Annotated in this window: 22 protein-coding genes; 10 read left to right on the top strand and 12 right to left on the bottom strand. The window is 52.9% G+C overall.

Going from position 1 to position 23,137, the window contains the following annotated elements:
• Nucleotides 1-188: 188 nt before the first annotated feature.
• On the bottom strand, nt 189-839 hold the full coding sequence (gene alkB, locus H8K27_RS15955) for a DNA oxidative demethylase AlkB (protein WP_186864164.1): 651 nt from the start codon (nt 837-839) through the stop codon (nt 189-191).
• Between the two features lie 283 nt (nt 840-1,122).
• Between alkB and H8K27_RS15950 the strand changes: the two genes are divergently transcribed.
• Both H8K27_RS15950 and H8K27_RS15945 read left to right on the top strand, forming a co-directional pair.
• Complete coding sequence (locus H8K27_RS15950) at nt 1,123-2,397, top strand: NAD(P)/FAD-dependent oxidoreductase (RefSeq protein ID WP_186864163.1); 1,275 nt, start codon at nt 1,123-1,125, stop codon at nt 2,395-2,397.
• A 32-nt stretch (nt 2,398-2,429) separates the two neighbouring features.
• Entirely contained in the window at nt 2,430-3,068 is a 639-nt protein-coding gene (locus tag H8K27_RS15945) for a class I SAM-dependent methyltransferase (RefSeq protein WP_186864162.1), read from the top strand.
• Nucleotides 3,069-3,144: 76 nt separating this feature from the next.
• Here H8K27_RS15945 and H8K27_RS15940 read toward each other — a convergent pair whose 3' ends face one another.
• The 3 genes from H8K27_RS15940 to H8K27_RS15930 all read right to left on the bottom strand — a co-directional run bounded on the left by H8K27_RS15940 (nt 3,145) and on the right by H8K27_RS15930 (nt 5,188).
• Nucleotides 3,145-3,798 (bottom strand): methylamine utilization protein, encoded by a 654-nt coding sequence (locus H8K27_RS15940; protein WP_186864161.1) that lies wholly within the window; start codon nt 3,796-3,798, stop codon nt 3,145-3,147.
• 77 nt (nt 3,799-3,875) lie between these two features.
• Nucleotides 3,876-4,322, bottom strand: a complete 447-nt coding sequence (locus H8K27_RS15935; protein ID WP_186864160.1) for a group I truncated hemoglobin — start codon at nt 4,320-4,322, stop codon at nt 3,876-3,878.
• A 41-nt stretch (nt 4,323-4,363) separates the two neighbouring features.
• Nucleotides 4,364-5,188 carry a DUF3034 family protein gene (locus tag H8K27_RS15930; protein WP_230419438.1) on the bottom strand — a complete coding sequence of 275 codons (825 nt, stop codon included), beginning with the start codon at nt 5,186-5,188 and terminating at the stop codon, nt 4,364-4,366.
• A gap of 297 nt (nt 5,189-5,485) precedes the next feature.
• Between H8K27_RS15930 and H8K27_RS15925 the strand changes: the two genes are divergently transcribed.
• Together H8K27_RS15925 and H8K27_RS15920 are read left to right on the top strand one after the other, a co-directional pair.
• Entirely contained in the window at nt 5,486-6,079 is a 594-nt protein-coding gene (locus H8K27_RS15925; protein WP_186864158.1) for a sigma-70 family RNA polymerase sigma factor, read from the top strand.
• Nucleotides 6,055-6,819 carry an anti-sigma factor gene (locus tag H8K27_RS15920; protein ID WP_230419434.1) on the top strand — a complete coding sequence of 255 codons (765 nt, stop codon included), beginning with the start codon at nt 6,055-6,057 and terminating at the stop codon, nt 6,817-6,819. The genes H8K27_RS15925 and H8K27_RS15920 overlap by 25 nt, the downstream gene beginning before the upstream one ends.
• A 62-nt stretch (nt 6,820-6,881) precedes the next feature.
• Here the strand turns inward: H8K27_RS15920 and dut are convergent, their stop codons facing one another.
• The 7 genes from dut to H8K27_RS15885 form a co-directional block, all read right to left on the bottom strand.
• Nucleotides 6,882-7,331 carry a dUTP diphosphatase gene (gene dut, locus H8K27_RS15915; RefSeq protein WP_186864157.1) on the bottom strand — a complete coding sequence of 150 codons (450 nt, stop codon included), beginning with the start codon at nt 7,329-7,331 and terminating at the stop codon, nt 6,882-6,884.
• A gap of 42 nt (nt 7,332-7,373) precedes the next feature.
• Entirely contained in the window at nt 7,374-8,579 is a 1,206-nt protein-coding gene (gene coaBC, locus H8K27_RS15910) for a bifunctional phosphopantothenoylcysteine decarboxylase/phosphopantothenate--cysteine ligase CoaBC (RefSeq protein ID WP_186864173.1), read from the bottom strand.
• Nucleotides 8,580-8,597: 18 nt separating this feature from the next.
• Nucleotides 8,598-9,116 carry a signal peptidase II gene (gene lspA, locus H8K27_RS15905; protein ID WP_186864156.1) on the bottom strand — a complete coding sequence of 173 codons (519 nt, stop codon included), beginning with the start codon at nt 9,114-9,116 and terminating at the stop codon, nt 8,598-8,600.
• 101 nt (nt 9,117-9,217) lie between these two features.
• On the bottom strand, nt 9,218-12,082 hold the full coding sequence (ileS, locus tag H8K27_RS15900; protein WP_186864155.1) for an isoleucine--tRNA ligase: 2,865 nt from the start codon (nt 12,080-12,082) through the stop codon (nt 9,218-9,220).
• A gap of 94 nt (nt 12,083-12,176) precedes the next feature.
• Nucleotides 12,177-13,157 (bottom strand): bifunctional riboflavin kinase/FAD synthetase, encoded by a 981-nt coding sequence (locus H8K27_RS15895; RefSeq protein ID WP_186864154.1) that lies wholly within the window; start codon nt 13,155-13,157, stop codon nt 12,177-12,179.
• Nucleotides 13,158-13,327: 170 nt separating this feature from the next.
• Nucleotides 13,328-13,540 carry a hypothetical protein gene (locus H8K27_RS15890; protein ID WP_186864153.1) on the bottom strand — a complete coding sequence of 71 codons (213 nt, stop codon included), beginning with the start codon at nt 13,538-13,540 and terminating at the stop codon, nt 13,328-13,330.
• A gap of 116 nt (nt 13,541-13,656) precedes the next feature.
• A complete protein-coding gene (locus H8K27_RS15885; protein WP_186864152.1) occupies nt 13,657-14,793 on the bottom strand; it encodes a methyltransferase in 1,137 nt (378 codons plus the stop codon).
• Nucleotides 14,794-15,195: 402 nt separating this feature from the next.
• Between H8K27_RS15885 and H8K27_RS15880 the strand changes: the two genes are divergently transcribed.
• Together H8K27_RS15880 and H8K27_RS15875 are read left to right on the top strand one after the other, a co-directional pair.
• Nucleotides 15,196-16,998, top strand: a complete 1,803-nt coding sequence (locus tag H8K27_RS15880; protein WP_186864151.1) for a DUF885 domain-containing protein — start codon at nt 15,196-15,198, stop codon at nt 16,996-16,998.
• Nucleotides 16,999-17,211: 213 nt separating this feature from the next.
• On the top strand, nt 17,212-17,442 hold the full coding sequence (locus H8K27_RS15875) for a DUF3079 domain-containing protein (protein WP_186864172.1): 231 nt from the start codon (nt 17,212-17,214) through the stop codon (nt 17,440-17,442).
• 41 nt (nt 17,443-17,483) lie between these two features.
• Here H8K27_RS15875 and H8K27_RS15870 read toward each other — a convergent pair whose 3' ends face one another.
• A complete protein-coding gene (locus tag H8K27_RS15870; RefSeq protein WP_186864150.1) occupies nt 17,484-18,209 on the bottom strand; it encodes a 16S rRNA (uracil(1498)-N(3))-methyltransferase in 726 nt (241 codons plus the stop codon).
• A gap of 299 nt (nt 18,210-18,508) precedes the next feature.
• On the opposite strand from H8K27_RS15870, the gene tkt reads away from it, so the two are divergent.
• The 4 genes from tkt to lepB all read left to right on the top strand — a co-directional run bounded on the left by tkt (nt 18,509) and on the right by lepB (nt 23,043).
• On the top strand, nt 18,509-20,512 hold the full coding sequence (tkt, locus tag H8K27_RS15865) for a transketolase (protein ID WP_186864149.1): 2,004 nt from the start codon (nt 18,509-18,511) through the stop codon (nt 20,510-20,512).
• Nucleotides 20,513-20,529: 17 nt separating this feature from the next.
• Nucleotides 20,530-21,114 carry a GNAT family N-acetyltransferase gene (locus tag H8K27_RS15860; protein ID WP_230419427.1) on the top strand — a complete coding sequence of 195 codons (585 nt, stop codon included), beginning with the start codon at nt 20,530-20,532 and terminating at the stop codon, nt 21,112-21,114.
• Nucleotides 21,115-21,192: 78 nt separating this feature from the next.
• Nucleotides 21,193-22,206, top strand: a complete 1,014-nt coding sequence (gene gap / locus H8K27_RS15855; protein ID WP_186864147.1) for a type I glyceraldehyde-3-phosphate dehydrogenase — start codon at nt 21,193-21,195, stop codon at nt 22,204-22,206.
• Nucleotides 22,207-22,359: 153 nt separating this feature from the next.
• Nucleotides 22,360-23,043, top strand: coding sequence for a signal peptidase I (gene lepB / locus H8K27_RS15850; protein WP_186864146.1), 684 nt, complete (start codon nt 22,360-22,362; stop codon nt 23,041-23,043).
• Nucleotides 23,044-23,137 lie beyond the last annotated feature (94 nt).

The raw sequence follows: 23,137 nt of genomic DNA, 5'->3' as shown, positions 1-23,137 counted from the left end.
TGCGCCAATGATAGTGCTGCAACCAGTGTGAAAGTAGGTTATCGTCAGGCTTGTAATCTGCGACCCCCCGTTACCCAGTGTAGCGGGGGGTTTTGCTTTTGCGGGTGGCATGTATAACGTCACGTCAGCGTGCGAACAGTCACTGCTTGCCACTGCCTGAGTGCTGTCTTAAGCTTCTGATGTCAGAGTCAACCAAGGGCGCGGCGGAATGTGAGATTAATCCGATATGGGCCTGTTGCCGGATGATGGCCAGTGCGGACTGGTGCAATGCCATGATAGCGCAGGCGCGAGGGACCTCCGAATACGAGTACATCGCCATGTGTCAGGAGTAGCCGCTGTACCCTGGAAGATCGGGTCATTCCTCCGAGTAAAAATATGGCAGGTAATCCCAAAGATACCGACACAATTGGGGCATTAAAATCTTCCTCATCTTTATCTTGGTGAAGTGATAATTGATTGCCCGGTGCATATCGATTAATTAAACAGGTGTCTGGAACAAAATCCAAAAAACCTGCAAGATCCGCGGCTTGATGAGCAAGCAGACACCAGGATGAAGGCATAACAGGCCAGTTATCACCAGTTTCTGGATCATATGGCGAATAACGGTAGCCTTTCCTGTCTGAAATCCAGCCAATCGTGCCGCAACTGCTGGTACTGACTGACATTGTGTATCCACCGGGTGTCAGCATATGTCGAAAAGGTGATCCCTCCGTTATCTGATGAATATCCTGCAACATGGCCGTCCCATTCGCGCGAGCAAACTGGCGCAGTAAAACCACACCTTCTTCAGGCTTTTCCTGCCTCATTGAGACAGCATCGTCCTCATCAAATAAGTCCATTACAAATTAAAGCTGATTAATTTATTTAAAAATCAATTTGCGCAAATGAGCAAATAAGAATATATTATATTGAGAAAAAAGCGTTACTGATAGCTGCTGTTTATGTGATCTGACTTGGATTTATTTGCTGGCATAGTTGCGCTGATATGTATATTCATGACTTGAAATATAGTGGCGTCATCAATAAAACGCGAATGCACTATAGAGATGGTATCTGTTCTGAAAATAAATACCAGCATTGAAAATTGTCGTGTACTAACCAATCGCCTGAATGGAGGAGACTATGGCGCACATCGTTATATTAGGAGCGGGTACCGGCGGTATGCCGGCAGCTTATGAGTTACGGGAGAAACTGGATCAATCGCATCGTATTACGGTAATTAATGCGGTTGATTATTTTCAATTTGTGCCATCCAATCCTTGGGTTGCGGTGGGTTGGCGGGAAAGGGAAGCAATTACTTTTCCGATTCGTCCATATCTGGAAAAGAAAAATATTGCATTTATTGCGCAGCCGGTTGCTCGTATTGAGCCGGAAATAAACACGCTGACTTTAGCGGATGATACCGCTGTCAATTATGACTTTTTAGTGATTACTACCGGCCCTAAGCTTGCTTTCGATGAGGTATCAGGCTCCGGGCCTGTCAATGGTTTTACCCAGTCTATCTGTACCATTGATCACGCAGAGCATGCACATCAGGCGTATCAGGAATTTTTGAACGATCCGGGACCGGTTGTTATTGGTGCAATGCCTGGCGCTTCCTGTTTCGGACCTGCTTATGAATTTGCATTTATTTTCAACACTGATCTGAAGAAGCGAAAACTGCGTCATAAAGTACCGATGACCTATGTCACCAGTGAGCCATACATCGGACATCTTGGACTGGGCGGCGTAGGAGATTCAAAATCCATGCTGGAGAGTGAATTCCGGAACCATGATATCAAATGGATTTGCAATGCCAAGACAACAAAAGTTGAAAATGGAAAAATGTATGTCAGCGAAATGGATGAGATGGGGAATCTCAAAAAAGAACATGAGCTTGCATTTAAATACAGCATGATGTTGCCTGCTTTCCGCGGTGTTGATCCAGTTGCAGCTGTTGATGGGCTGTGCAATCCGCGTGGCTTTGTCTTGATTGACGAAAATCAGCGAAGCAAAAAATACCCAAATATTTATTCTGCGGGCGTCTGTGTTGCGATTCCACCGGTTGAGGCAACGCCTGTGCCGACTGGCGCGCCGAAGACAGGTTATATGATTGAGAGCATGATTACTGCCATCGTTCATAATATTGCAGCAGATATTGCTGGAACGCCGGCAACAGCAAAAGGCTCATGGAATGCAATTTGTCTGGCAGACATGGGTGACACCGGGGCGGCTTTTGTCGCGCTACCTCAGATACCGCCACGGAATGTGGCGTGGTTTAAAAAGGGGAAATGGGTTCATTTGGCAAAAATCGCCTTTGAAAAATACTTTATGCACAAAATGAAAGCAGGCACATCGGAGCCTGTCTACGAAAAATATGTGTTAAAGCTGCTTGGCATTGAACGTCTGGATAAATAAACCAACACTCATGAGATAACAAATCGATCAAGATGAATAGCACGAATAAGCATGCAGGATTTGCACATCCTCAGGAAACATGGAATACCCGTTTTTCCGGGGATGGCTACATTTTTGGCACGGAGCCGAATCATTTTCTGGTCAGTGCATTGCCGCTGTTACGCCCGGGAATGCGGGTACTGGTTGTCGCTGACGGTGAGGGACGCAACAGTGTCTGGCTGGCAAAGCAAGGGTTGATCACCACGGCGTTTGATATATCTCCGGTCGGCGTGGAGAAAGCCAAAAAGCTGGCTTTTGAACAGCAGGTTGAAGTGAATTTCGCAGTATCTGATTGCGACTCCTGGCATTGGGAAGACGAGCACTACGATGCAGTGGTTGCCATTTTTATTCAATTTGCCGATCCTGCTATGCGTGCCCGGATGTTTTCTAATTTCATAAAAACACTAAAGCCCGGCGGACTCCTGATATTGCAGGGTTACACACCGAAGCAGCTAGAATATAAAACCGGTGGTCCGCCTGATATTTCGCATCTTTATACGGAGGAGCTGCTGCGCGATGCTTTTTCATCGATGCACATTGATCAGCTGACATCGTATGAAAAGATGCTGGATGAAGGGACACAGCATGCAGGGATGTCTGCCCTGATCGGATTGATCGCGCACAAACATTGACCAAAACCCTGCAAGATGATTTGCCTGAAAGGGGCAATCTCTTCTTTTGTTTGTTGTTGATCCGCAGTTGTATTTCTTAAGCAGGATTTCTGGATTTTCGGGCAATCGGAACGAAATCAAATTGAAATCTGACCGGAGTGTTATTGTTTTGAATGCTGATTATCTGACTGAGCGGTGGTTTGATGCTGCCCAGATTCGGATGCCATGCTTCGATTTTATATTGCCCCTCTGGCAGGTGATCCAGCTGTAATTGGCCATTGATATCGGATTTGACAAAATAGGGGGTTTCCAGCACCAGCACATAAGCACGCATCCAGTTATGGAGCAGGCAATAGACAACAACGAGTCCAGCCCGGTCAAACAGAATCGGTGCCGGCGTCACCCCCCGCTCATATGTTTTAATTTCAAATTCCTTGGCCGGGGAAAATGATTTAACGTGGTGTTCCATTTTGTCGTAGTTGGGAAATTCAATTTGTGTCCCTGCCCGAATCGCGGTGACATAAGGGGAAAACTGCATGTCGCGCTGGAGAATAACGGCAGGCGGTGTTTTGGCGGCAGGCGGCAAAGCACCGTTAAGCGGTGTTGCGTAGACTACGACATCCGCCATTGGGGCGCCATTTTTATCCAGTGTGCTGACGTACAGACTGGCGGCCCGGGAATCCGCAATGCTGCTGTAAATAAAGATAGCAATCAGGATCAGTCTGGCGAATGAAAATGAGTTTGGCTGCATGATGTCGGTATCCGTTGATGTGGAGCGACCGGAAGCAATGCCGGGCATTGCTTCCGGATCATTACTTGGGGGCAGAGTTATCGGGTCACGATATGCCGCTGCATGGGGGCCAGTTTTGCAATCAGCTTGTTTTGAACGGAAGATGCGATCTGATGTTTTTCCATTGCTATTTGCAAATCCTCTGCCAGCGCATTGAACTGGGCATTGCTGATTTTCATCGACTGGTGTGCGGATGTCATGTCTTTCCCGCTGTATTTGCACGGGCCGCCACTCAGCTCACAGAATTGTTCTGTCAGCATCAGGGCAAGCCTTTCCATATCTGTTTCTGCGAATGCGGCACTGATGCGCTGATCACTCGTCACGACAGATAAAAAGTCAGCGACGATCTGGCTGATACCCGTTTTTTCACCAAGCCCCCGATATACAGCATCGGACATGCTCTGCGCCTGACTGTGACTGGTGATCAGACCAAGAGCGCTGAATGCCAGCACCATTGCGGTTACAGAATACTTAAATTTTTTCATGATACGGTTTCCTTAAAAAATGAGAACAGACTGTCGGGCTTTCAGAATCCGGCTTGTACTGATAAATACCAGCCACGCTGATTTTTCGGGTTAAAAACAGTGATATCCCCGAGCCTTGCATAAGCCGCTGTGATGGAAAGATTTTTTGACGGAAACCAGGCAATGAATGCGTCGTAGTAATCCTTTTCGTTATCAACGCCCAGATTCCGCGGCTTCATCCGGTATTCCACGCCTGCAGCAAGTTTGCGGTTAATCAGATAGGCAACCGAGCCTTCCAGCATGGCTTCGTAGCTGTCTTTTTTATCTCCGCCAAAGCCGAGCAAGCCCATTTGATTGGCCTTGGTCATTCGGACGGTGCCGTTCAGCAATAGGCTTTGATCGAGCAGAATTTTGGTGGCGGCAAGGTAATAGTCCATACCATGATCATCTTTGGCGCCCAGCTGTTTTACATTGGTGACCCCGAGACCCTCCAGCCCCCCGATACCATTGTTCCGTTTATAGAGTGCACCGACGGCGATTTGTGGCATCCAGCTGTCCTGATCATAGACAGCATCGCCGGTGAGCCTGACTTTTACCCCGACAATATCCTGCCGGATTTTCAGTGCGTTCAGTGGCGCCAGGCTTCCGGTGAACTCCTGATTTGCCAGCGATAATTCAACCCGGTCGGCTATGCCCAGAGCGATTCCGTAGGATTTCAAGGTGTAGTCCTGAGTGCTCAATTGCGTGTAATGGGCATTGGCACCATAACTGTCCCTGCTGCCATAGCCGCTGATGAGCGCCCACGGCGTGATGCCGCCGCCACCAGTACCTTCCACGCTGCTGACACCGCCCGTAGCCGTCAGTTTGCCCATGTCCGGCCGGCTCATTTCCTGAGCACCGGCAGTTTGCCAGCCTATCGTCGCACAAAAGCCCGCATAGGCCAGTTGTCTTGTTAATCGCATATCCTCTCCTTGGTCTCCATTGAGTCAAAATAGTTTTTTCTCTTTTCAGCAGAGAAAAAACGATCGCCTGTGGGCTGATACGCATGTCATCTGCAAACGGATTCAACTATTTTTCAGAATCTGTAAAAAATCCGAAATGAGACACTTTGTTCACAATCCGTTCTGCTTGATAAAACCCGGTCAAATCCGGCTACAATCCCTCACACACTTACATTGACAGGGATGGATACGCCATTGACTCAGTCCACCACCGATACCCGCCAATTGCACGACTGGCTGGCCGCTGTTGCCAGGCAGGATGCCCGGGCATTTCATTCGCTGTACCAGAGCACATCGTCGAAACTGTTTAGCTTCGCTTTACGTATATTGCATAAACGTGAGCTGGCTGAAGAAGTTTTACAGGAGAGTTATGTGAATATCTGGAACAGTGCGGCTAGTTATCAGTCCAGTCTGGCGGCACCGATGACATGGATGACGACCATTGTGCGCAACCGGGCATTTGATTTGTTACGGCGGCTGGATCACACCGTGGAAATAGATGGCGACGATTTTGATATGAATGTTTTGCAAGCAATGGAAGGTGAAACGGTTTCACCAGCGCGGCATCTGGAATTGAGTCAGGATGCGCATGCGCTGGCTTCTTGCATGGCGCGTCTGGAAAACGCGCACCGGCAGGCCATGGCACTGGCATTTTTCCATGACCTGTCTCACAGTGAGGTCGCCCAGCAATTACGCTTGCCGGTTGGTACCGTCAAAACCTGGATACGGCGCAGTCTGGATAAGCTGCGCTTATGTCTGAATCGTCGGGAGGCATGATGAATCTTCAGACCTTGCAGAATAACTCCAGGTTGCAGCACAAACTGGCTGCCGAATACGTGCTGGGCACTTTGCGCGGTGGTGCCCGGAGCCGTTTTGAGCACTGGTTGCGGCAGGATGCCAGTCTGCGTCAGCTTGTCCGTCAGTGGGAGGCACATTTGTTGCCGATGGCGGAACTCGCGCCGCTCAGCCATCCTTCGCCGCAGGTATGGGAGCAAATCCGGCAACGTATCGGGGACGCCCGTCAAGCCACTCAACCTGCGTCGGGACGCTGGCAATTCTGGCGGGAATTACGCAATGATCTCGCATTCTGGCGCGGCCTCGGACTGGTATCGACGACTGCCGCGGTGATTCTGTTTTCCGTCATGTTGAATAAACAGAGCGAACGCCCGGAACGCAATCCTGCACAGTATGTGGCGGCACTGGAAGATGATAAAGCCCAGGCGATTGCCTTAATTACCGGCGACCGCAGCCGCCGGCAGCTGGTGGTGCGAATGCTGAATGCACCGCAGATTCGCGCTGATCAGAGTCTTGAATTATGGTCTGTCTCGAAAGAAGGAAAAGTCCGGTCACTGGGGCTGCTTGCCAGTCAGGGCAGCGCAACCCTGCCGATGCCGGAGCACATGATCAGTCACGAACAGGCATTGCTGGCTATTTCGCTGGAACCGAAGGGTGGCTCCGGCAATCCGGACAAGCCATCCGGTCCGATTTTATTCAAAGGGCAATGGTTGCAACTGTAGTGCTGCAGGCGGTGCGGGCCAGCTTCCGGCAGAGGAGGCTGGCGCCAGGATTTTTGCCGGGTTCAGTGCTTGCCCGTGCTGCCGAAGCCGCCTTCACCGCGTTCGCTGTCTCCAAATTCTTCCACGATATCAAACCCGACCTGCAACACTGGCACAATGACGAGTTGCGCCAGGCGCTCCATCGGATTCAGGACAAAACTGGTCTGACTGCGATTCCAGGTCGATACCATGAGTTGCCCCTGATAATCCGAATCGATCAGACCGACCAGATTACCAAGCACGATCCCATGTTTATGTCCCATGCCGCTGCGTGGCAGGATCATTGCGGCATAAGCGGGGTCGGCGATATGGATTGCCAGTCCGGTTGGAATCAGCACCGTTTCACCGGGCTGAATCGTGAGCGGGGCATCAATGCATGCGCGCAGGTCAAGGCCGGCGCTGCCTGGCGTGCCATAAGCCGGCAACTGATCTTTCATGCGGGCGTCGAGGATTTTCAGTGCAACGTTTTTCATAGATCGTTCAAAGTAAAAAAAGAGAAGGCATCAGGTTGTGCCTCAGCGTTGGGACAGGCGTTGCGCCAGCTCTGCAATCAGCTGTGTCGCCAGCGTCTGCTTGTCTGCACGCGGCAAATGACGATGGCCGTTGGCATCGAATAAGATGAGTTCATTATCGTCCTGGCCGAAGGTGTGATGTCCGATATTACCGGCCAATAATGGGATATTTTTCCTGATGCGTTTAGCCGCACCATAGGCCAGCAGGTTTTCTGATTCGGCTGCGAAACCGATGCAATACGGTGCATCCGGCAGGGCTGCGACACTGGCGAGGATATCGGGATTTTGAGCGAATTTCAGTTCCGGCATATCGGATCCGGAATTTTTCTTCAGCTTCTGAGAGCTGGCATTGGCGACGCGCCAGTCTGCCACGGCTGCGACTGCAATGAAGGCGTCTTGCTGTTGCAGCCCGATTGCCTCCATGACAGCGTCATGCATCTGCTGTGCCGTCTGCACATGGAGGCACTGCACACCGTACGGTGCGGACAGCGCGGTCGGGCCGGAGATCAGCGTGACGTGAGCACCTGCTTCCCAGGCGGCTTCGGCAATCGCGTATCCCATTTTGCCGGAAGACAGATTGGTGATGCCGCGTACCGGATCGATTGGCTCGAATGTGGGGCCAGCGGTCAGCAGGACGTGTTTGCCAGCCATCGATTTGGGCTGGAATGCAGCGATGATTTCTGTCAGAAGCTCAGCTGGCTCCAGCATGCGTCCCATACCCGTCTCGCCGCAGGCCTGATCGCCGGCTGCCGGACCCATCAGCAGGATACCATCTGCCAGAAGCTGGCTGACGTTGCGTTGCGTTGCCGGGTTTTGCCACATCTCGACATTCATCGCCGGTGCTGCCAGCAGCGGAATGTGCGCTGGCCGTGCGATGCATAGCGTCGACAGCAGATCATCACAGGCACCGTGCGCCAGTTTGAACATGAAATCGGTACTACAGGGCGCAATCACAACCGCATCGGCGTCGCGTGTCAGGTCAATATGCGGCATGTTGTTGGCAATGCGGGCATCCCACTGATCGGTAAATACCGTATTCCCCGACAACGCCTGCATGGTCACCGGAGTGATAAATTGCGTTGCTGCCTGGGTCATCACCACGTGTACGTCAGCACCCGCTTTCCCGAGCGAGCGCACCAGTTCGGCAACTTTATAACAGGCGATACCGCCCGTCATGCCGAGCACGATTTTTTTTCCTGCCAGTCGCAAAGCCATAATCGGTACTCCTTATTTTCTGACGCGGCGCAATTCATCCAGAATAAACAGGGCTGCACCAATGGTGATGGCACTGTCGGCAATATTAAAGGCCGGGAAGTGGTACAGCTCCTGATAATGGAAATCCAGGAAATCAATGACGTGACCATACAGCAGCCGGTCAATCACATTTCCCAGTGCGCCGCCCATGATCAGCGACAGCGCCCAGCAAAACAGTTTTTGCGAGGAATGACGTTTCAGCAGAAACGTGATGTAAGCAGCCGCTATCAGGCCGATTGTCGTAAACAGGTAACGTTGCCAACCGGACTCGGCCGCCAGAAAACTGAATGCGGCCCCTTTGTTATATACCAGCGTCAGGTTAAAAAATCCGGTGACGGCCAGTGACTCGCCATAAGCGAACAATTTAGTGATGGTGATCTTACTGACCTGATCCAGCAGGATGACGATGGTTGCCAGTCCCAGCCAGGGAATCAGACTGTTGCCGGAACTGGACGGACGGGATACGGGTTTCGGAGATTTTTTACTTGCCATGAAGATGAATCCATTAACTGGTAATGAGTGGAACGGAGCCCTGCTAACGACTGTGTACGGTCAGTGTATGACCGTACACAACCTGCTGCAAATCAGGTTAATCAGGCAAAACGGCGTGTCTCACCGCTGCCGAACAGATTGCTGTGGCAACGTCCGCACAGACCCGGATGGTCGGCATGGGCACCGACATCAGCACGATAATGCCAGCAACGCTCGCACTTTTCGTACTTAGACGGCGTGACCATAACGGTTTCTTCTGCTTCGCTGGCGACTTGCTCTACGCTGGCGGCAGAGGTAATCAGGGTAAATTTCAGATCATCCGCAAAGCTGTTCAGCACGGCAAATTTTTCCCCACTGGCTTTGATCAAGACCTCCGCCTGCAATGAGGAACCGATGCCGCCGGCCACCCGTACTTCTTCCAGCTGTTTCGTCACGTCTGCACGCACGGTACGCAGCGTTGCAAAGCGTGCCAGCAACGCTTCTGTGCCTGCGACCAGCGGCAACTGGTAGTAAGTCTGGGTAAAGATGGTTTCGCTACTGTCCTGATAGGCCTCGGTGGTTGCAAAGAACTGCCAGGCTTCTTCGGCGGTGAAGGACAAAGTCGGTGCCATCAGACGCAGCAGCGCCTGAGTGATGTGCCAGATGGCCGTCTGCGCAGAGCGTCGTGCCGGCGAATTCACGCCGCTGGTGTACAGCCGGTCTTTCAGGATATCCAGATAGAATCCGCCCAGGTCTTCGGAGCAATACGACTGCAGCTTGGCGATGACCGGATGGAATTCAAAGCTCTCGTAGTGAGCCAGTATCTCTTTTTGCAGCAGCGCCATGTTAGCAATCGCATAGCGGTCGATATCCAGCATCGCATCGACTGCCACGGCATCTTTGCTGAAGTCAAAGTCTGCAGTGTTCGCCAGCAGGAAGCGCAGGGTATTGCGGATACGGCGATAGGCTTCGGTCACCCGTTTCAGGATTTCGTCCGAGATCGACAATTCACCGGAGTAATCGGTCGATGCCACCCACAGGCGCAGGATGTCCGCACCCAGCGTATCAGAGATTTTTTGCGGCGCCACCACGTTGCCCTTGGACTTGGACATTTTTTTGCCTTCGCCATCCACCACGAAACCATGCGTGAGCAAGGCCTTGTACGGTGCGTGGCCATCCAGCATAGAGGCTGTCAGCAGGGAGGAATGGAACCAGCCGCGATGCTGATCCGAGCCTTCCAGATACAAATCGGCAGGATACGTTGACTGCGCCTTGTGCGAGCCGCGTAAGACAGTGAAATGCGTGGTGCCGGAATCGAACCAGACATCCAGCGTGTCGCGGTTTTTTACGTACATGGCAGCGTCATCACCCAGCAGGTCGGCGGCTTCGATGTGTTGCCAGGCTTCGATACCTTCTTTCTCTACGCGTTGGGCGATCTGTTCCAGCAATTCCGGTGTGCGTGGATGCAGTTGGCCGGTTTCTTTATGCAGGAAAAATGCCATCGGCACGCCCCACTGACGCTGGCGCGACAGAGTCCAGTCAGGACGATTCGCAATCATGCCGTGCAGACGCGCTTTACCCCAGCCAGGGAAAAATGCGGTTTCGTCGATCGCTTTGAGCGCAGTTTCGCGCAGCGAGGCACCACCGTCTTTCGGTGTGTTATCCATACTCGCGAACCATTGCGAGGTGGCGCGGTAGATGATCGGTGTTTTATGACGCCAGCAGTGCATATAGCTGTGGTCAAACATTTTCAGCGAGAACAGCGCACCGGCTTCGCGCAATTTATCGCAGATAGGCTTGGAGGCTTCCCAGATGGTCATGCCTGCAAACAACGGGAGGCTCGATGCATAGCGGCCATCACCCATGACAGGCGCGATGATCTCGTCGTCTTTCATGCCATGCGCTTTGCAGGACTGGAAATCCTCGATACCGTAAGCGGGCGCCGAGTGCACCACGCCGGTACCGCTGTCGAGCGTCACATAATCGCCCAGATAGACCGGCGAATAACGGTCATAGCCCTCATGCAGCGATGACAGCGGATGCTTGAAGCGGATTTCTGCCAGATCAGCACCGCTACAGGTCGCGATGACCTTGCCTTCGAGTTCATATTCTGCAAGGCTGGATTCCACCAGTTCCTGCGCCAGGATCAGCAACAGCGGTGCGCCGTCACGTGCCGTTTCCACCAGCGCGTAGCTGATTTCCGGGTGCATGTTCAGTGCCTGATTCGATGGAATGGTCCAAGGAGTAGTAGTCCAGATCACGCAGAAGCCGTTCTGATGCGGCAGCTTATCCAGCTTGAACGCTTGCGCCAGTTTGTCATGCTCGGCAAACGGAAAACCAACGTCGATCGACGGGTCACGTTTATTTTCGTATTCCACTTCGGCTTCTGCCAGCGCAGAGCCGCAGTCGAAACACCAGTTCACCGGCTTCAGACCGCGATAGACGTAGCCTTTGTCAAGCAACTGACCCAGCGCACGGATTTCATCCGCTTCATTGCTGAAGTTCATGGTCTTGTAAGGATTATCCCATTCACCCAATACGCCCAGACGGATGAAGTCAGCTTTCTGACGGGCGATCTGCTCTTCAGCATAAGCGCGGGCTTTGGACTGCACCTCATTTACCGGCAGATTTTTGCCGTGCAGTTTTTCGATCTGGATTTCGATCGGCATGCCGTGGCAATCCCAACCCGGTACATACGGCGCATCAAAGCCTGCCATCGTGCGGGCTTTGACAATCATATCCTTGAGGATTTTATTCACAGCGTGACCGATATGGATATCGCCATTCGCATACGGCGGACCATCATGCAGAACGAATTTCGGACGACCGGCAGCAGCTTTGCGCACACGTTCGTAGATTTTTTTATCCTGCCACTCCTTGACCCATTTCGGTTCGCGCTTGGCCAGATCGCCACGCATAGGGAAGGGTGTTTCGGTCATGTTAACCGGGTATTTATTGGCAGCTTTTGCAGGTTTGTTATCGGACATAATGATTTTCTTTGAATTTATCAATACAGGTGGAAGCATCTGTTTACTGCGCACAGCGGTGTTGTCGTGCAATGCTGATTAGCCTGACAGAGCTTCAAATTCGGTCGGTGGCGCTACTGGCCGGAATTCGTGAGGCGGCGCCGAAATAGGTGCGCGCCTGTTCGGCGTCACGTTCAATCGCAGCGGTCAGGGTTTCCAGATCGCCGTATTTTTCTTCGTCGCGCAGTTTTTTCAGAAATTCAATCTGCACCACCTTGCCATAGGCATGACCGGCGTAATCGAACACATGGGTTTCCAGCAGTACCCGGCCGCTGTCATCAACCGTCGGGCGCACACCCAGACTCGCGACTGCCGGTAAAGGCTGCTCTGCCAGGCCATGTACCTGGACGACAAAGATGCCGGTGAGCGCCGGACGATGATGTGCGATGCGCAGATTCAGGGTCGGAAACCCGATCGTGCGTCCCAGTTTCTGGCCGTGGATCACATGGCCGGAGATCCGGTAGGGATGTCCGAGCAGTTCGCGCGCTTCTTCAAAATTGCCTTGCGCTAAAGCAGCACGGACAGCCGATGAGGAGATTCTGACACCTTTATTCTGCACTGCCGGCAGGGTCTGGACTTCAAAGCCATAGCGTTTGCCGGCTTCTTCCAGGGTCGCGATACTGCCCGCCCGGCGTGCACCGAAACAGAAATCCTCGCCGACCATCAGCCATTTGACGTGCAGACCTTCGACCAGCACTTTGCGGATAAAGTCTTCCGGCGACAGCGCGGCAAAATGGGCATTGAAATGTTCGACAATCACGCGGTCGACACCGGCTCTCTGCAACGATGTCATGTTGTCGCGCAGATTGGCAATTCTGGAGGGCGCTTTGGATAAATCTCCGGCGAGTTTGGCAAAAAAAGCGCGTGGATGTGGTTCAAATGTCATAACAGCCGACTCCAGACCCAACTGGTTGGCTGCCTGACGTAAATGCGCGAGCAAAGTCTGATGGCCGCGATGCACACCATCAAAATTACCTATCGCCAATGCACAGGGAGCACGGGAGGCGGCATTCGGAAGTCCGCGAAATACCTTCATTATGTCCAGAAACAGCTGCAAAAGCCTTCGATTATAAATGCTTTCGCGGGGAAGGACTTCTAAAAACGCATCCGGCGCGGGTATCCGGTCATAGTCCGGTGCAAATGCCGGTGCTGAAATCCGTGTTCAGTACCGGAACACCTGGTTTGCCGCGCAGCGAGCCGTCAGTCTCAGTGATGGTGTGACCAGGTGACGGAATCGGACTGCATATAGGATTCGACCGCTTCTTGATTGCCGGTCGCATGTTTCATGACGGTTCCGCAGCTGCAGATGCCCTGATACGGCGCAATATGGGCGCAGGCAGACACTTTCTGTAAAAAGACCTGCACGGGTTTGCTGCAGCTGGTGCATTTAAATGTCAGGATTCGGGTTGGTTTATTCATAAATACAATGCTTAAAACAAAGAAAAAAATCAAAAATTAAAACTAAGAAAGCGTGAAATGAACCCGGACATCACAAATCATGCCTGACGGCAGCTTGCCGCAATAAAAATCCGGGGTTACTTTAATTTCAAGCGCCACAGGGATGTCACTTCCTGTACGCGTGCGGCGTGCAGCGGATCGCTGGCGTCTGTCGATTTCGGATGGCGTGGCCGGATATCCATTTTTCCGCTGACAGTCAGACCGCCGGCGTCAATCCATTGCCAGAACTCTTCCTTGCTGCGCAATCCCAGATGTTCTGCGAAATCGGACATAATCAGCCAGGCTTCGCCACCGGGTTCCAGATGCGCGCCGACACCGGCCAGAAATCCCCGCAGCATGCGGCTTTCGGGGTCATAGACGGCATGTTCAACCGGTGAATTGGGCCGGGCAGGCAGCCACGGCGGATTGCACACAATCAGCGGCGCCTTTCCAGCCGGGAATAAATCGGTTTGCTGTAACTCTACCTGTGCAGCGAGGCCGAGGCGTTCCAGATTGTCTCTGGCACATGCCAGCGCGCGCGGGTCCTGATCGGTGGCAATGATTTTTTGCATCCCGCGTTTTGCCAGCACGGCGGACAATACACCGCTGCCGACACCGATGTCGAATGCCAGTTCGGTGGAGGGCAGACGCGCCTTCCCGACCAGATCAATGTATTCGCCGCGAACCGGGGAAAAAACACCGTAATGCGGATGAATTTTTGCTCCGAGTGCGGCAACTTCAACCCCGTTCCTGCGCCATTCATGCGCACCGATGATGCCGAGCAGTTCGCGTAAAGAAGCGACAAAGGCAGTGGCTGGCGCTCCATAAGCCTCGGTGCAGGCCAGTTGCACATCGGGCGACCGTCGCAGCGGAATCCGGTAATCGGCATCAAACGGAATCAGCAGCATGGCCAGCACCCGGGCACGCTGCGATTGCGCCTGGCGATGCAGATTAAAAGCGGTATGGGCGTCGGCGGCAAGCGGTGTTTTTTTCTTTGCCGGTTTTTTGTCGATACGCCGAGCCATGGCTTGCAGCATTTGCTTGGCCTGATGAAAATCACCCCGCCACAGCAGCGCAGTACCTTCGCAGGCAAGGCGGTACGCCGTATCCGCATTCAGCCGTTCATCTGCCACCTGCACTTTTTTAGGCGGCGGGCTGCCATTTTCTGCATGCCAGCGGCAACTCCGCGCTTGCCCGTCTTCAATCCAGTGCAACTGCGGTAAGGAGGTATTCATGGAAATGGTTTATTCAGAAAAAGAAGCAGCAGGGAGTGTAACAAAGAATGCCGCCGGGAACGGGCTGTTCAGTTTTTACGGGGTGAAAACAATCGGCAGGATGAGATAAAAGCCGGGGAGTATGTAAGTAGCACCTATGTTTTATATAGAGGATAAGGCGATTTATTCACATACTGCCCGGGGGTATGGCGCGATGCATCCTGTCTATGAATGATCGCAGATATAGAGTAAGAGCGGGCAAGTCGCACTGCTGTGGCGGCTCAACAGCACGAATGTTGACGCTTAGACATATTTTTGAGATAGTCCCTGAGTCTTAATATATTAACGATGTTGTGATTTCCTGCCGGGCGTGGCACTGCGTTGCCACATGCCAGATTTCCTGAACTGTTTCCGGATATTTTTATGCAAAAACACGGTTTCCGCCTTTTACTTGCGAGCCTGATGGCGGGCTTGCTGCCCGCTGCTTCATTACCGGCGTACTCTGCCGTCACTCCTGCGGGGCCTGTTCCGGCTGCGGATCGCCATCAGGCGGATCTGGATTTTCAGAAACTTAAGGCAATTTTTTTAAAGGAATTGTGGCAGCAGGACCCTGATCTGGCGATGTCTGCCGGACATTTTGCACAGGCCGACCGTCTGGCGCTGCCAGGGCAGACGGAACGCGATGCTTACGTGGCTTTTGCTGAACGCTGGCTGCAACGGTTGCAGCAAGTCGATGCGACGCGGTTAGCGCCCCGGGAGCAGACCGATCTGGTACTGATGCAGAACTACCTGAACGGCACACGCTGGTATCTGACGCGCTTTCGCGAATTTTCCTGGAACCCGTCCCAGCATAATATTGCCGGCGGTTTTGACGCAATTCTGAATACGGATTATGCGCCGAAGATACAGCGTATCCGGGCGGCGATCCGGCGTCTGCAACAGGTGCCGGCCTACTATGCCGCCGCCAGAGCCAGCATCAGCCAGCCAACGCCGGAACATACCCGTCTGGCAATCCGTCAGAGCAGCGGTGCGGTTTCTGTGCTGGCAGCGCTGGAGTCGGCTGCCGCAGAACAAAAATTAAGTCATGCGGAACAGACTGCACTGACAACCGGACTGCGCCGGGCACGCACGGCGATTCAGGAATATGTGCAGTTTCTGGAAAATACCGAAAAATCGCTGAATCCTGCCACGGCCCGCTCTTTCCGTATCGGACGCGCACTGTATGAAGAAAAATTCAAAGCTGACATCCAATCCGGACTGACTGCGGAACAGATGTATCAGCGCGCCCTGGTTGCCAAGCAGGCAGCGCACGACAACATGGAAAAACTGGCTGATCAGCTATGGGATAAAACTATGGGCGATACCGCGAAACCGGCAGACCGCGTCCAGAAAATTGCCATGGTGATCGACAAGCTATCCGAGCAGCATGTGGCTGCGAAAGAGCTTTACCCGGAAATCCGGCGTCAGCTTCCGGTGCTGGAGCACTGGATACGCGAGCATGACCTGCTGAGTCTGGATACTGAAAAGCCCCTGATCGTGCGTGAAACGCCGGAATACGAACGTGGTGTGACAGTGGCTTCGATTGAGGCTCCGGGCATTTTCAGACCCAATGATAAAACTTACTATAACGTGACACCACTGGATGGACAGACGCCGGAACAGATCGAAAGCACGCTGCGCGAATACAATCGCTGGGTGCTGCAGATACTGAATATCCATGAGGCGATTCCGGGCCATTACACGCAATTGCAGTATGCGAATCAGTCTCCTTCTGTCATCAAAACCCTGTTCGGCAACGGTGCGATGATTGAGGGCTGGGCGGTCTACAGCGAACGCATGATGCTCGAATCCGGTTATGGCGATCAGGCACCGGAGATGTGGCTCATGTATTACAAATGGAATCTGCGGACGATCTGCAACACGATTCTTGATTACAGCGTTCATGTGCTCGGTATGAGCGAAGCAGAGGCAAAAGATCTGCTGATGCATCAGGCATTTCAGACCAAAGCAGAGGCGGGCGGCAAATGGCTGCGCGTGCAGTACAGCTCCGTGCAGCTGACCAGTTATTTCAGCGGATACAGCGAGATCATGGCATTTCGTGATGAGCTGAAACAGCAGCAGGGAGCGCAATTCAAGCTGAAACGTTTTCACGAACAGTTTCTGAGTTACGGCAGCACCCCTGTCAGTATGATCCGCAACATGATGCTGAATGATAAAAGCCATTGAAGTGCCCCGACTCCCGCAGTTTGCGGGAGCTGGCGGCTTATAGCTTGTGGCAGGTATTCCCCAGATCAGTCTCGCTGGTCAGGACAGTGCCGGAAATATTGCCCCATAAAATATTGCCCCATATCAAGGAAGGATGTGTCGGAGAGGCGTAAGATGAACCGGCATTCTCCTCAAAAACGGGAATGCGCACATCCTTCACTCGTCCGTCATATCATGGCCAAGAAATTTCCTGCCAATCCGAAGAACCCGGAACGTATTTGCTGGGGATGTGATCTGTATTGTCCGGCAGATTCCATGAGCTGTGGCAATGGCGCTGACCGGACGCCGCATCCGGCCGAATTATTCGGCGAAGACTGGGATCAGTGGCAGCCTGTCGTGATAACAAAAATGCCGGTAGTGACAGAGGCACCGGTAAAAGATCATCCGTTTCCTCCCCCGAAGTGATACACCGCTTGCCCGGGTAGTCGTCCAGACGGTATGACTGATTACATGCCGCCCCAGGCCGCGCTGAGAATGGCGATGGCCGTCAGTCCGGCAGTTTCAGTGCGCAGAATCCGTGGCCCCATAGACAAAGGCAGGACGCCCTGCTGCATGGCCAGATTTTCTTCCTGTTCAGTCAATCCGCCTTCCGGTCCGATCAGCAGGGAAATCGCCTGCGGCGGATGATGCCGCGCCCACTCTGCCAGCGACTGTTCGGCGCGGGGAGACAGCATGATGCGTGGATGCATATCTTGCTGCTGCAGCCATTTTCCGATGTCGACCGGCGCGGCCAGATGCGCCAGACGGTTTCTGCCGCATTGTTCGGACGCCGAACGGATCACGCCTTCCCAATGCACCAGTTTTTTTTCAGCCCGTTCGGCATTCAGCTTCACCACAGAGCGTTGCGCCGCCACCGGCTGAATACTGCTGACCCCCAGCTCAACCGCTTTTTCGATAATCCAGTCCATCTTGCTGCCTTCTGGCAGCGCCTGTGCCAGATTCAGCGAAAAAGGTAACTCGTTTTCTTCCTGCAGAAATACCTTCACCTCGGCACTGGCGCGTTTTTTTTCAATGACCGTCAGGCTGGCGACATAGCAGCCACCCTCACCATTAAACAGCTGGATGGCATCACCGGGCTGCAGGCGCAGCACCTGCGCATGATGGGCAATATCGGCAGGGAGATCAACGAGGGCACCGACAGATAACGGTGTCTGGCAAAAAAAACGAGGCATGAAGGTCAGTGAAGAGTGATGGTGCAATCCAGGCAGAAACGGATCTGATTATACGATAACGCCCCGGAAATGCGTGATAAAAAGTTTCCCATGTGGCAAGGATAACCGGGGCAAAATGAGATGAATACGACCCCGTAACGGGCTACCAAAAATGCATCTATATGACGCACTACCGTGCTCTGGTAAAATGGCAGTTTATCGTTTTATCTAATTTTCGAATAGCCTGCCGGATACCGCTATGGCGCGCATTCAGGTACCGCATAATTTCGACCAGTTTCTTCAATACACCATCTATCGTCATGATCTCAACTCTTCAGCCTGCAACACTCACCACCATGGCCAATGCCGTGCGCGTTTTGTCCATGGATGCCGTTCAAAAAGCCAATTCCGGCCACCCGGGAGCGCCGATGGGCATGGCGGATATTGCGGTGGCATTGTGGAAAGGCCATTACCGTCATAATCCAACGAATCCGCAGTGGATTAACCGCGACCGTTTTGTGCTGTCGAATGGCCATGGCTCGATGCTGCATTACTCGCTGCTGCATCTGACCGGTTATGACTTGTCGATGGATGAAATTAAAAATTTCCGTCAATTGCATTCCAAAACAGCAGGCCACCCTGAAGTGCATGTCACGCCGGGCGTGGAGACGACAACGGGTCCGTTGGGGCAAGGCATCACCAATGCCGTTGGTATGGCACTGGCTGAAAAATTGCTGGCCGCCGAGTTCAATCAGGGTGGTATGAATATCGTTGATCACCACACCTACGTATTCATGGGCGATGGTTGTCTGATGGAAGGTATCTCGCACGAAGCCTGTTCGCTGGCGGGCACGCTGCAACTGAATAAACTGATCGCGTTCTGGGATGATAATGGCATTTCGATCGATGGTCACGTCGAAGGCTGGTTCACGGACGATACGCCGAAACGTTTTGAAGCGTATGGCTGGAATGTGATTCGTGCGGTGGACGGTCATGATGCCAAAGCGGTGGATGCGGCAATTGCATCAGCCAAAACATCTGCCAAACCGACCTTGATCTGCTGCAAAACCGTAATCGGTAAAGGCTCGCCGAACAAGCAGGGTACGCACGATGTGCATGGCGCAGCACTCGGCGACAAAGAAGTGGCTGCGGTGCGTGAAAATCTGGGCTGGACTTTGCCTCCGTTTGAAATGCCGGCAGATGTCTACGCTGCCTGGGATGCGAGAGCCGATGGCGCGAAAAACGAAACTGACTGGAACGCACAATTTGCCGCTTACACTGCACAATTTCCACAAAAAGCCGCTGAACTGACACGCCGTATGAAGGGTGATCTGCCAGCGAATTTTGATGAAGTGGTAGCGAACGCCATCGCCGCCTGCGTTGAGAAAAAAGAAAACATCGCGACACGCAAAGCGAGCCAGAATGCGATTCAGGCATTTGCACCTTCGCTGCCGGAATTCCTCGGCGGTTCTGCCGACCTGACTGGTTCCAACCTGACCAACTGGAAAGAATGCGTTGCCGTGCGCGGTAATCAGGCCGGTAATCACATCAACTATGGTGTGCGTGAATTCGGCATGAGCGCCATCATGAACGGTATCGCCTTGCATGGCGGTTATATCCCGTTCGGCGCAACTTTCCTGACTTTCTCGGACTACAGCCGCAACGCCATCCGCATGGCTGCGCTGATGAAAATCCGCAGCCTGTTCGTATTCACACATGACTCTATCGGTCTGGGTGAAGATGGCCCGACGCATCAATCGATCGAGCACGTGTCCAGTCTGCGTCTGATCCCGAATCTGGATAACTGGCGTCCGTGTGACACCGTGGAATCCGCTGCTGCCTGGGCGCATGCGGTCAAGCGTCATGACGGCCCATCGACCTTGATTTTCTCGCGTCAGAACCTGCCGTATCAGGAACGTACAGCCCAGCAGATCGCGGATATCCAGCGTGGCGGCTATGTTCTGCAAGATGCAGCAGATGCGAAAGCAGTGCTGATCGCGACGGGTTCTGAAATCGAGCTGGCAGTGAAATCCGCTGCTGCGCTGGCAGAACAGGGCATCGCAGTGCGCGTTGTGTCCATGCCGTCCACGGACGTGTTTGATCGTCAGGATGCTGCATATAAAGCTGCGGTGTTGGGCAAAGGCTTGCCACGTATTGCGATTGAAGCCGGTGTGACGGATTTCTGGTACAAATATGTCGGTCTGGAAGGCGCTGTGGTCGGTATCGATACCTTTGGCGAATCCGCACCAGCGGGTGTCCTGTTCAAGCATTTCGGCTTTACAGTTGAGAACGTGGTTGCCAAGGTCAAGGCGACACTGGCTTGAGCGCGATGAACGAAGCTATGAGCAGTATCAAAGAAATCAGTCTGCGTCGTGCTACTGTGGCAGATGCAGAAGCGATTGCTGCCGTGCGTGTGGAAAGCTGGCAAACCACCTACCGCGGCATGATTCCGGATACCTATCTGGACCAGATGCGCGTTGAGGACAGTTTCCTGCACTGGAAGCAGATTCTCGAAGCTTTGCCTGCCGCAGGTGACCGTGTGTGCGTATATGTCGCCGAAAGCGAGGGGCACATCATCGGCTTTGCATCGGGCATGTTGTTGCCGGAACCTAAGCTGGGAATGCGTGCGGAATTGACGGCAATTTACCTGCGTCCGGCGTGGCAACGCTCCGGCATCGGCCGCCGTCTGGTTCAAAAGGTCGCCCGCACATTGCAGGCGCAGGGCGCTGACAATTTGCTGGTCTGGGTGATTTCAGGTAATGCCATTGCCCGTAATTTTTACGAAGATCTGGGCGGCGCTTTGTTGCACGAACAGGCATTTACCTGGGATGGCATTGATCTGAAAGAAGCCGGTTACGGCTGGCGCGATCTGTCGGTGCTGATGGCATCGGTGAATGCGATGCCGACATCGAGTGCAGTACACTGAGATTTTTGCAAAACAGTTTGATTTTTATTGTTCTTTTATTGTTCTTTTATTGTTGTTTAGTCCTTTGGAGATAAAACCATGACGATTCGCGTCGCAATCAACGGCTATGGCCGTATCGGCCGCAACATCCTTCGCGCTCACTACGAAGGTGGCAAGTTCAAGAACGAGATCCAGATCGTCGCGATCAATGACCTCGGCAATGCAGAGTCCAACGCCCACCTGACCCGCTACGATACAGCGCACGGCAAGTTCCCGGGCACAGTCAGTGTGGAAGGTGACACCATGATCGTGAATGGCGACAAGATCAAGGTGTTCGCAGAACGCAATCCGGCGAACATCCCTTGGGGCGAACTGAATGTCGACGTTGTGCTGGAATGCACTGGCTTCTTCACGACCAAAGAAAAAGCCTCTGCCCATCTGGCTGGCGGCGCAAAGAAAGTCATCATTTCCGCACCAGGCGGCAAAGACGTTGACGCAACGGTCGTTTATGGCGTGAACCACGGCGTATTGAAAGCAACTGACACCGTGATCTCCAACGCATCCTGCACAACCAACTGCCTGGCACCATTGGCAAAACCACTGAACGATGCCATCGGTATCGAAAGCGGTCTGATGACCACGATCCACGCTTACACCAATGACCAGGTGTTGACCGACGTGATGCACGAAGACCTGCGCCGCGCACGTTCTGCCACCATGAGCATGATTCCGACCAAGACTGGCGCAGCAGCGGCAGTGGGTCTGGTATTGCCAGAGCTGAACGGCAAGCTGGATGGTTACGCGATGCGCGTTCCGACTATCAACGTTTCTGTGGTTGATCTGACTTTCATCGCCAAGCGTGATACGACTGTCGAAGAAATCAACAAGGTACTGAAAGAAGCGTCCGAAGGTGGGTTGAAAGGCATTCTGGATTACAACAAGGCACCGCTGGTGTCGGTTGACTTCAACCACAATCCTGCTTCTTCCACCTACGATGAAACATTGACGAAAGTGAATGGCCGTCTGGTGAAAGTATCGAGCTGGTACGATAACGAGTGGGGCTTCTCCAACCGTATGCTCGACACGACTGTGGCATTGATGAACGCAAAATAATCCCGGTTTTTTAAAACGGAATTCAAAATACCCCGAACTTTCGGGGTATTTTTTTGTCTGATGTTCAGTTTGTTTTCCCGGAAAATCTCTTCAATTCGTCCGGGCAGCGGAAACAGGCATGATCAATGCGGGTCACTATGAACGGAGGCTGGGATGTTGAATTTTAAAAAACTGATTGCAGATAACAAAGGTTTTGCCGCATTCATGCTGGGTATGCTGCTGGTGCGCAGCGCTTTTGCCGACTATTATCTGGTGCCGTCGAGTTCCATGTATCCGACCTTGCTGGAAGGTGATCGCGTGATTTGCGACCGGATTGCTTACGACCTGAAAATCCCGTTCACCGATGTGATTGTCAAACATCTGGCTGATCCGCAGCGCGGCGATATCGTGACGTTTTCTTCACCGGAAGACGGCACCCGTCTGGTCAAGCGACTGATTGCCGTGCCGGGCGATGTGGTTGAAATGCGTGAAGAACGTTTATTCATCAATGGTCAGGCGGCAAATTACGAAACTGTGTCGCAGCTCAGCGGCAGTCATCTGACGCCACAACGGGAATATGCCGGTGAGCAGCAGGTTTATCAGGAAAAACTCGGCAGTCTGAATCATCCGATCATCGTCATGCCGGAGCGTCCTGCCATGCGCAGTTTTGGTCCGGTCAGCGTGCCGGAAGGGCAATTTCTGATGCTGGGGGATAACCGCGATAACAGCAAGGATTCCCGTTATATCGGTCTGGTTAAGCGCGAACTGATCACCGGAAAAATCAAACATCTGATGTTTTCACTGGACGGCGACCGTTACTACATGCCGCGTTTCGAGCGTTTTGGTTCAGCCGTCTGAGTCGCAGAGCGGGAAAGAATCCATGCCTGAAAAAAATGACGCCGCCATTCTGCCGTTTCTCTGGGTAAGCGGAATTTCGCTGCCCGGATGTGCC

This window comes from Cognatundibacterium griseum, from assembly GCF_014284195.1.
Lineage (GTDB): Bacteria > Pseudomonadota > Gammaproteobacteria > Burkholderiales > Burkholderiaceae_D > Undibacterium > Undibacterium griseum.
This window is presented reverse-complemented; position numbering and strand designations above follow the sequence as displayed.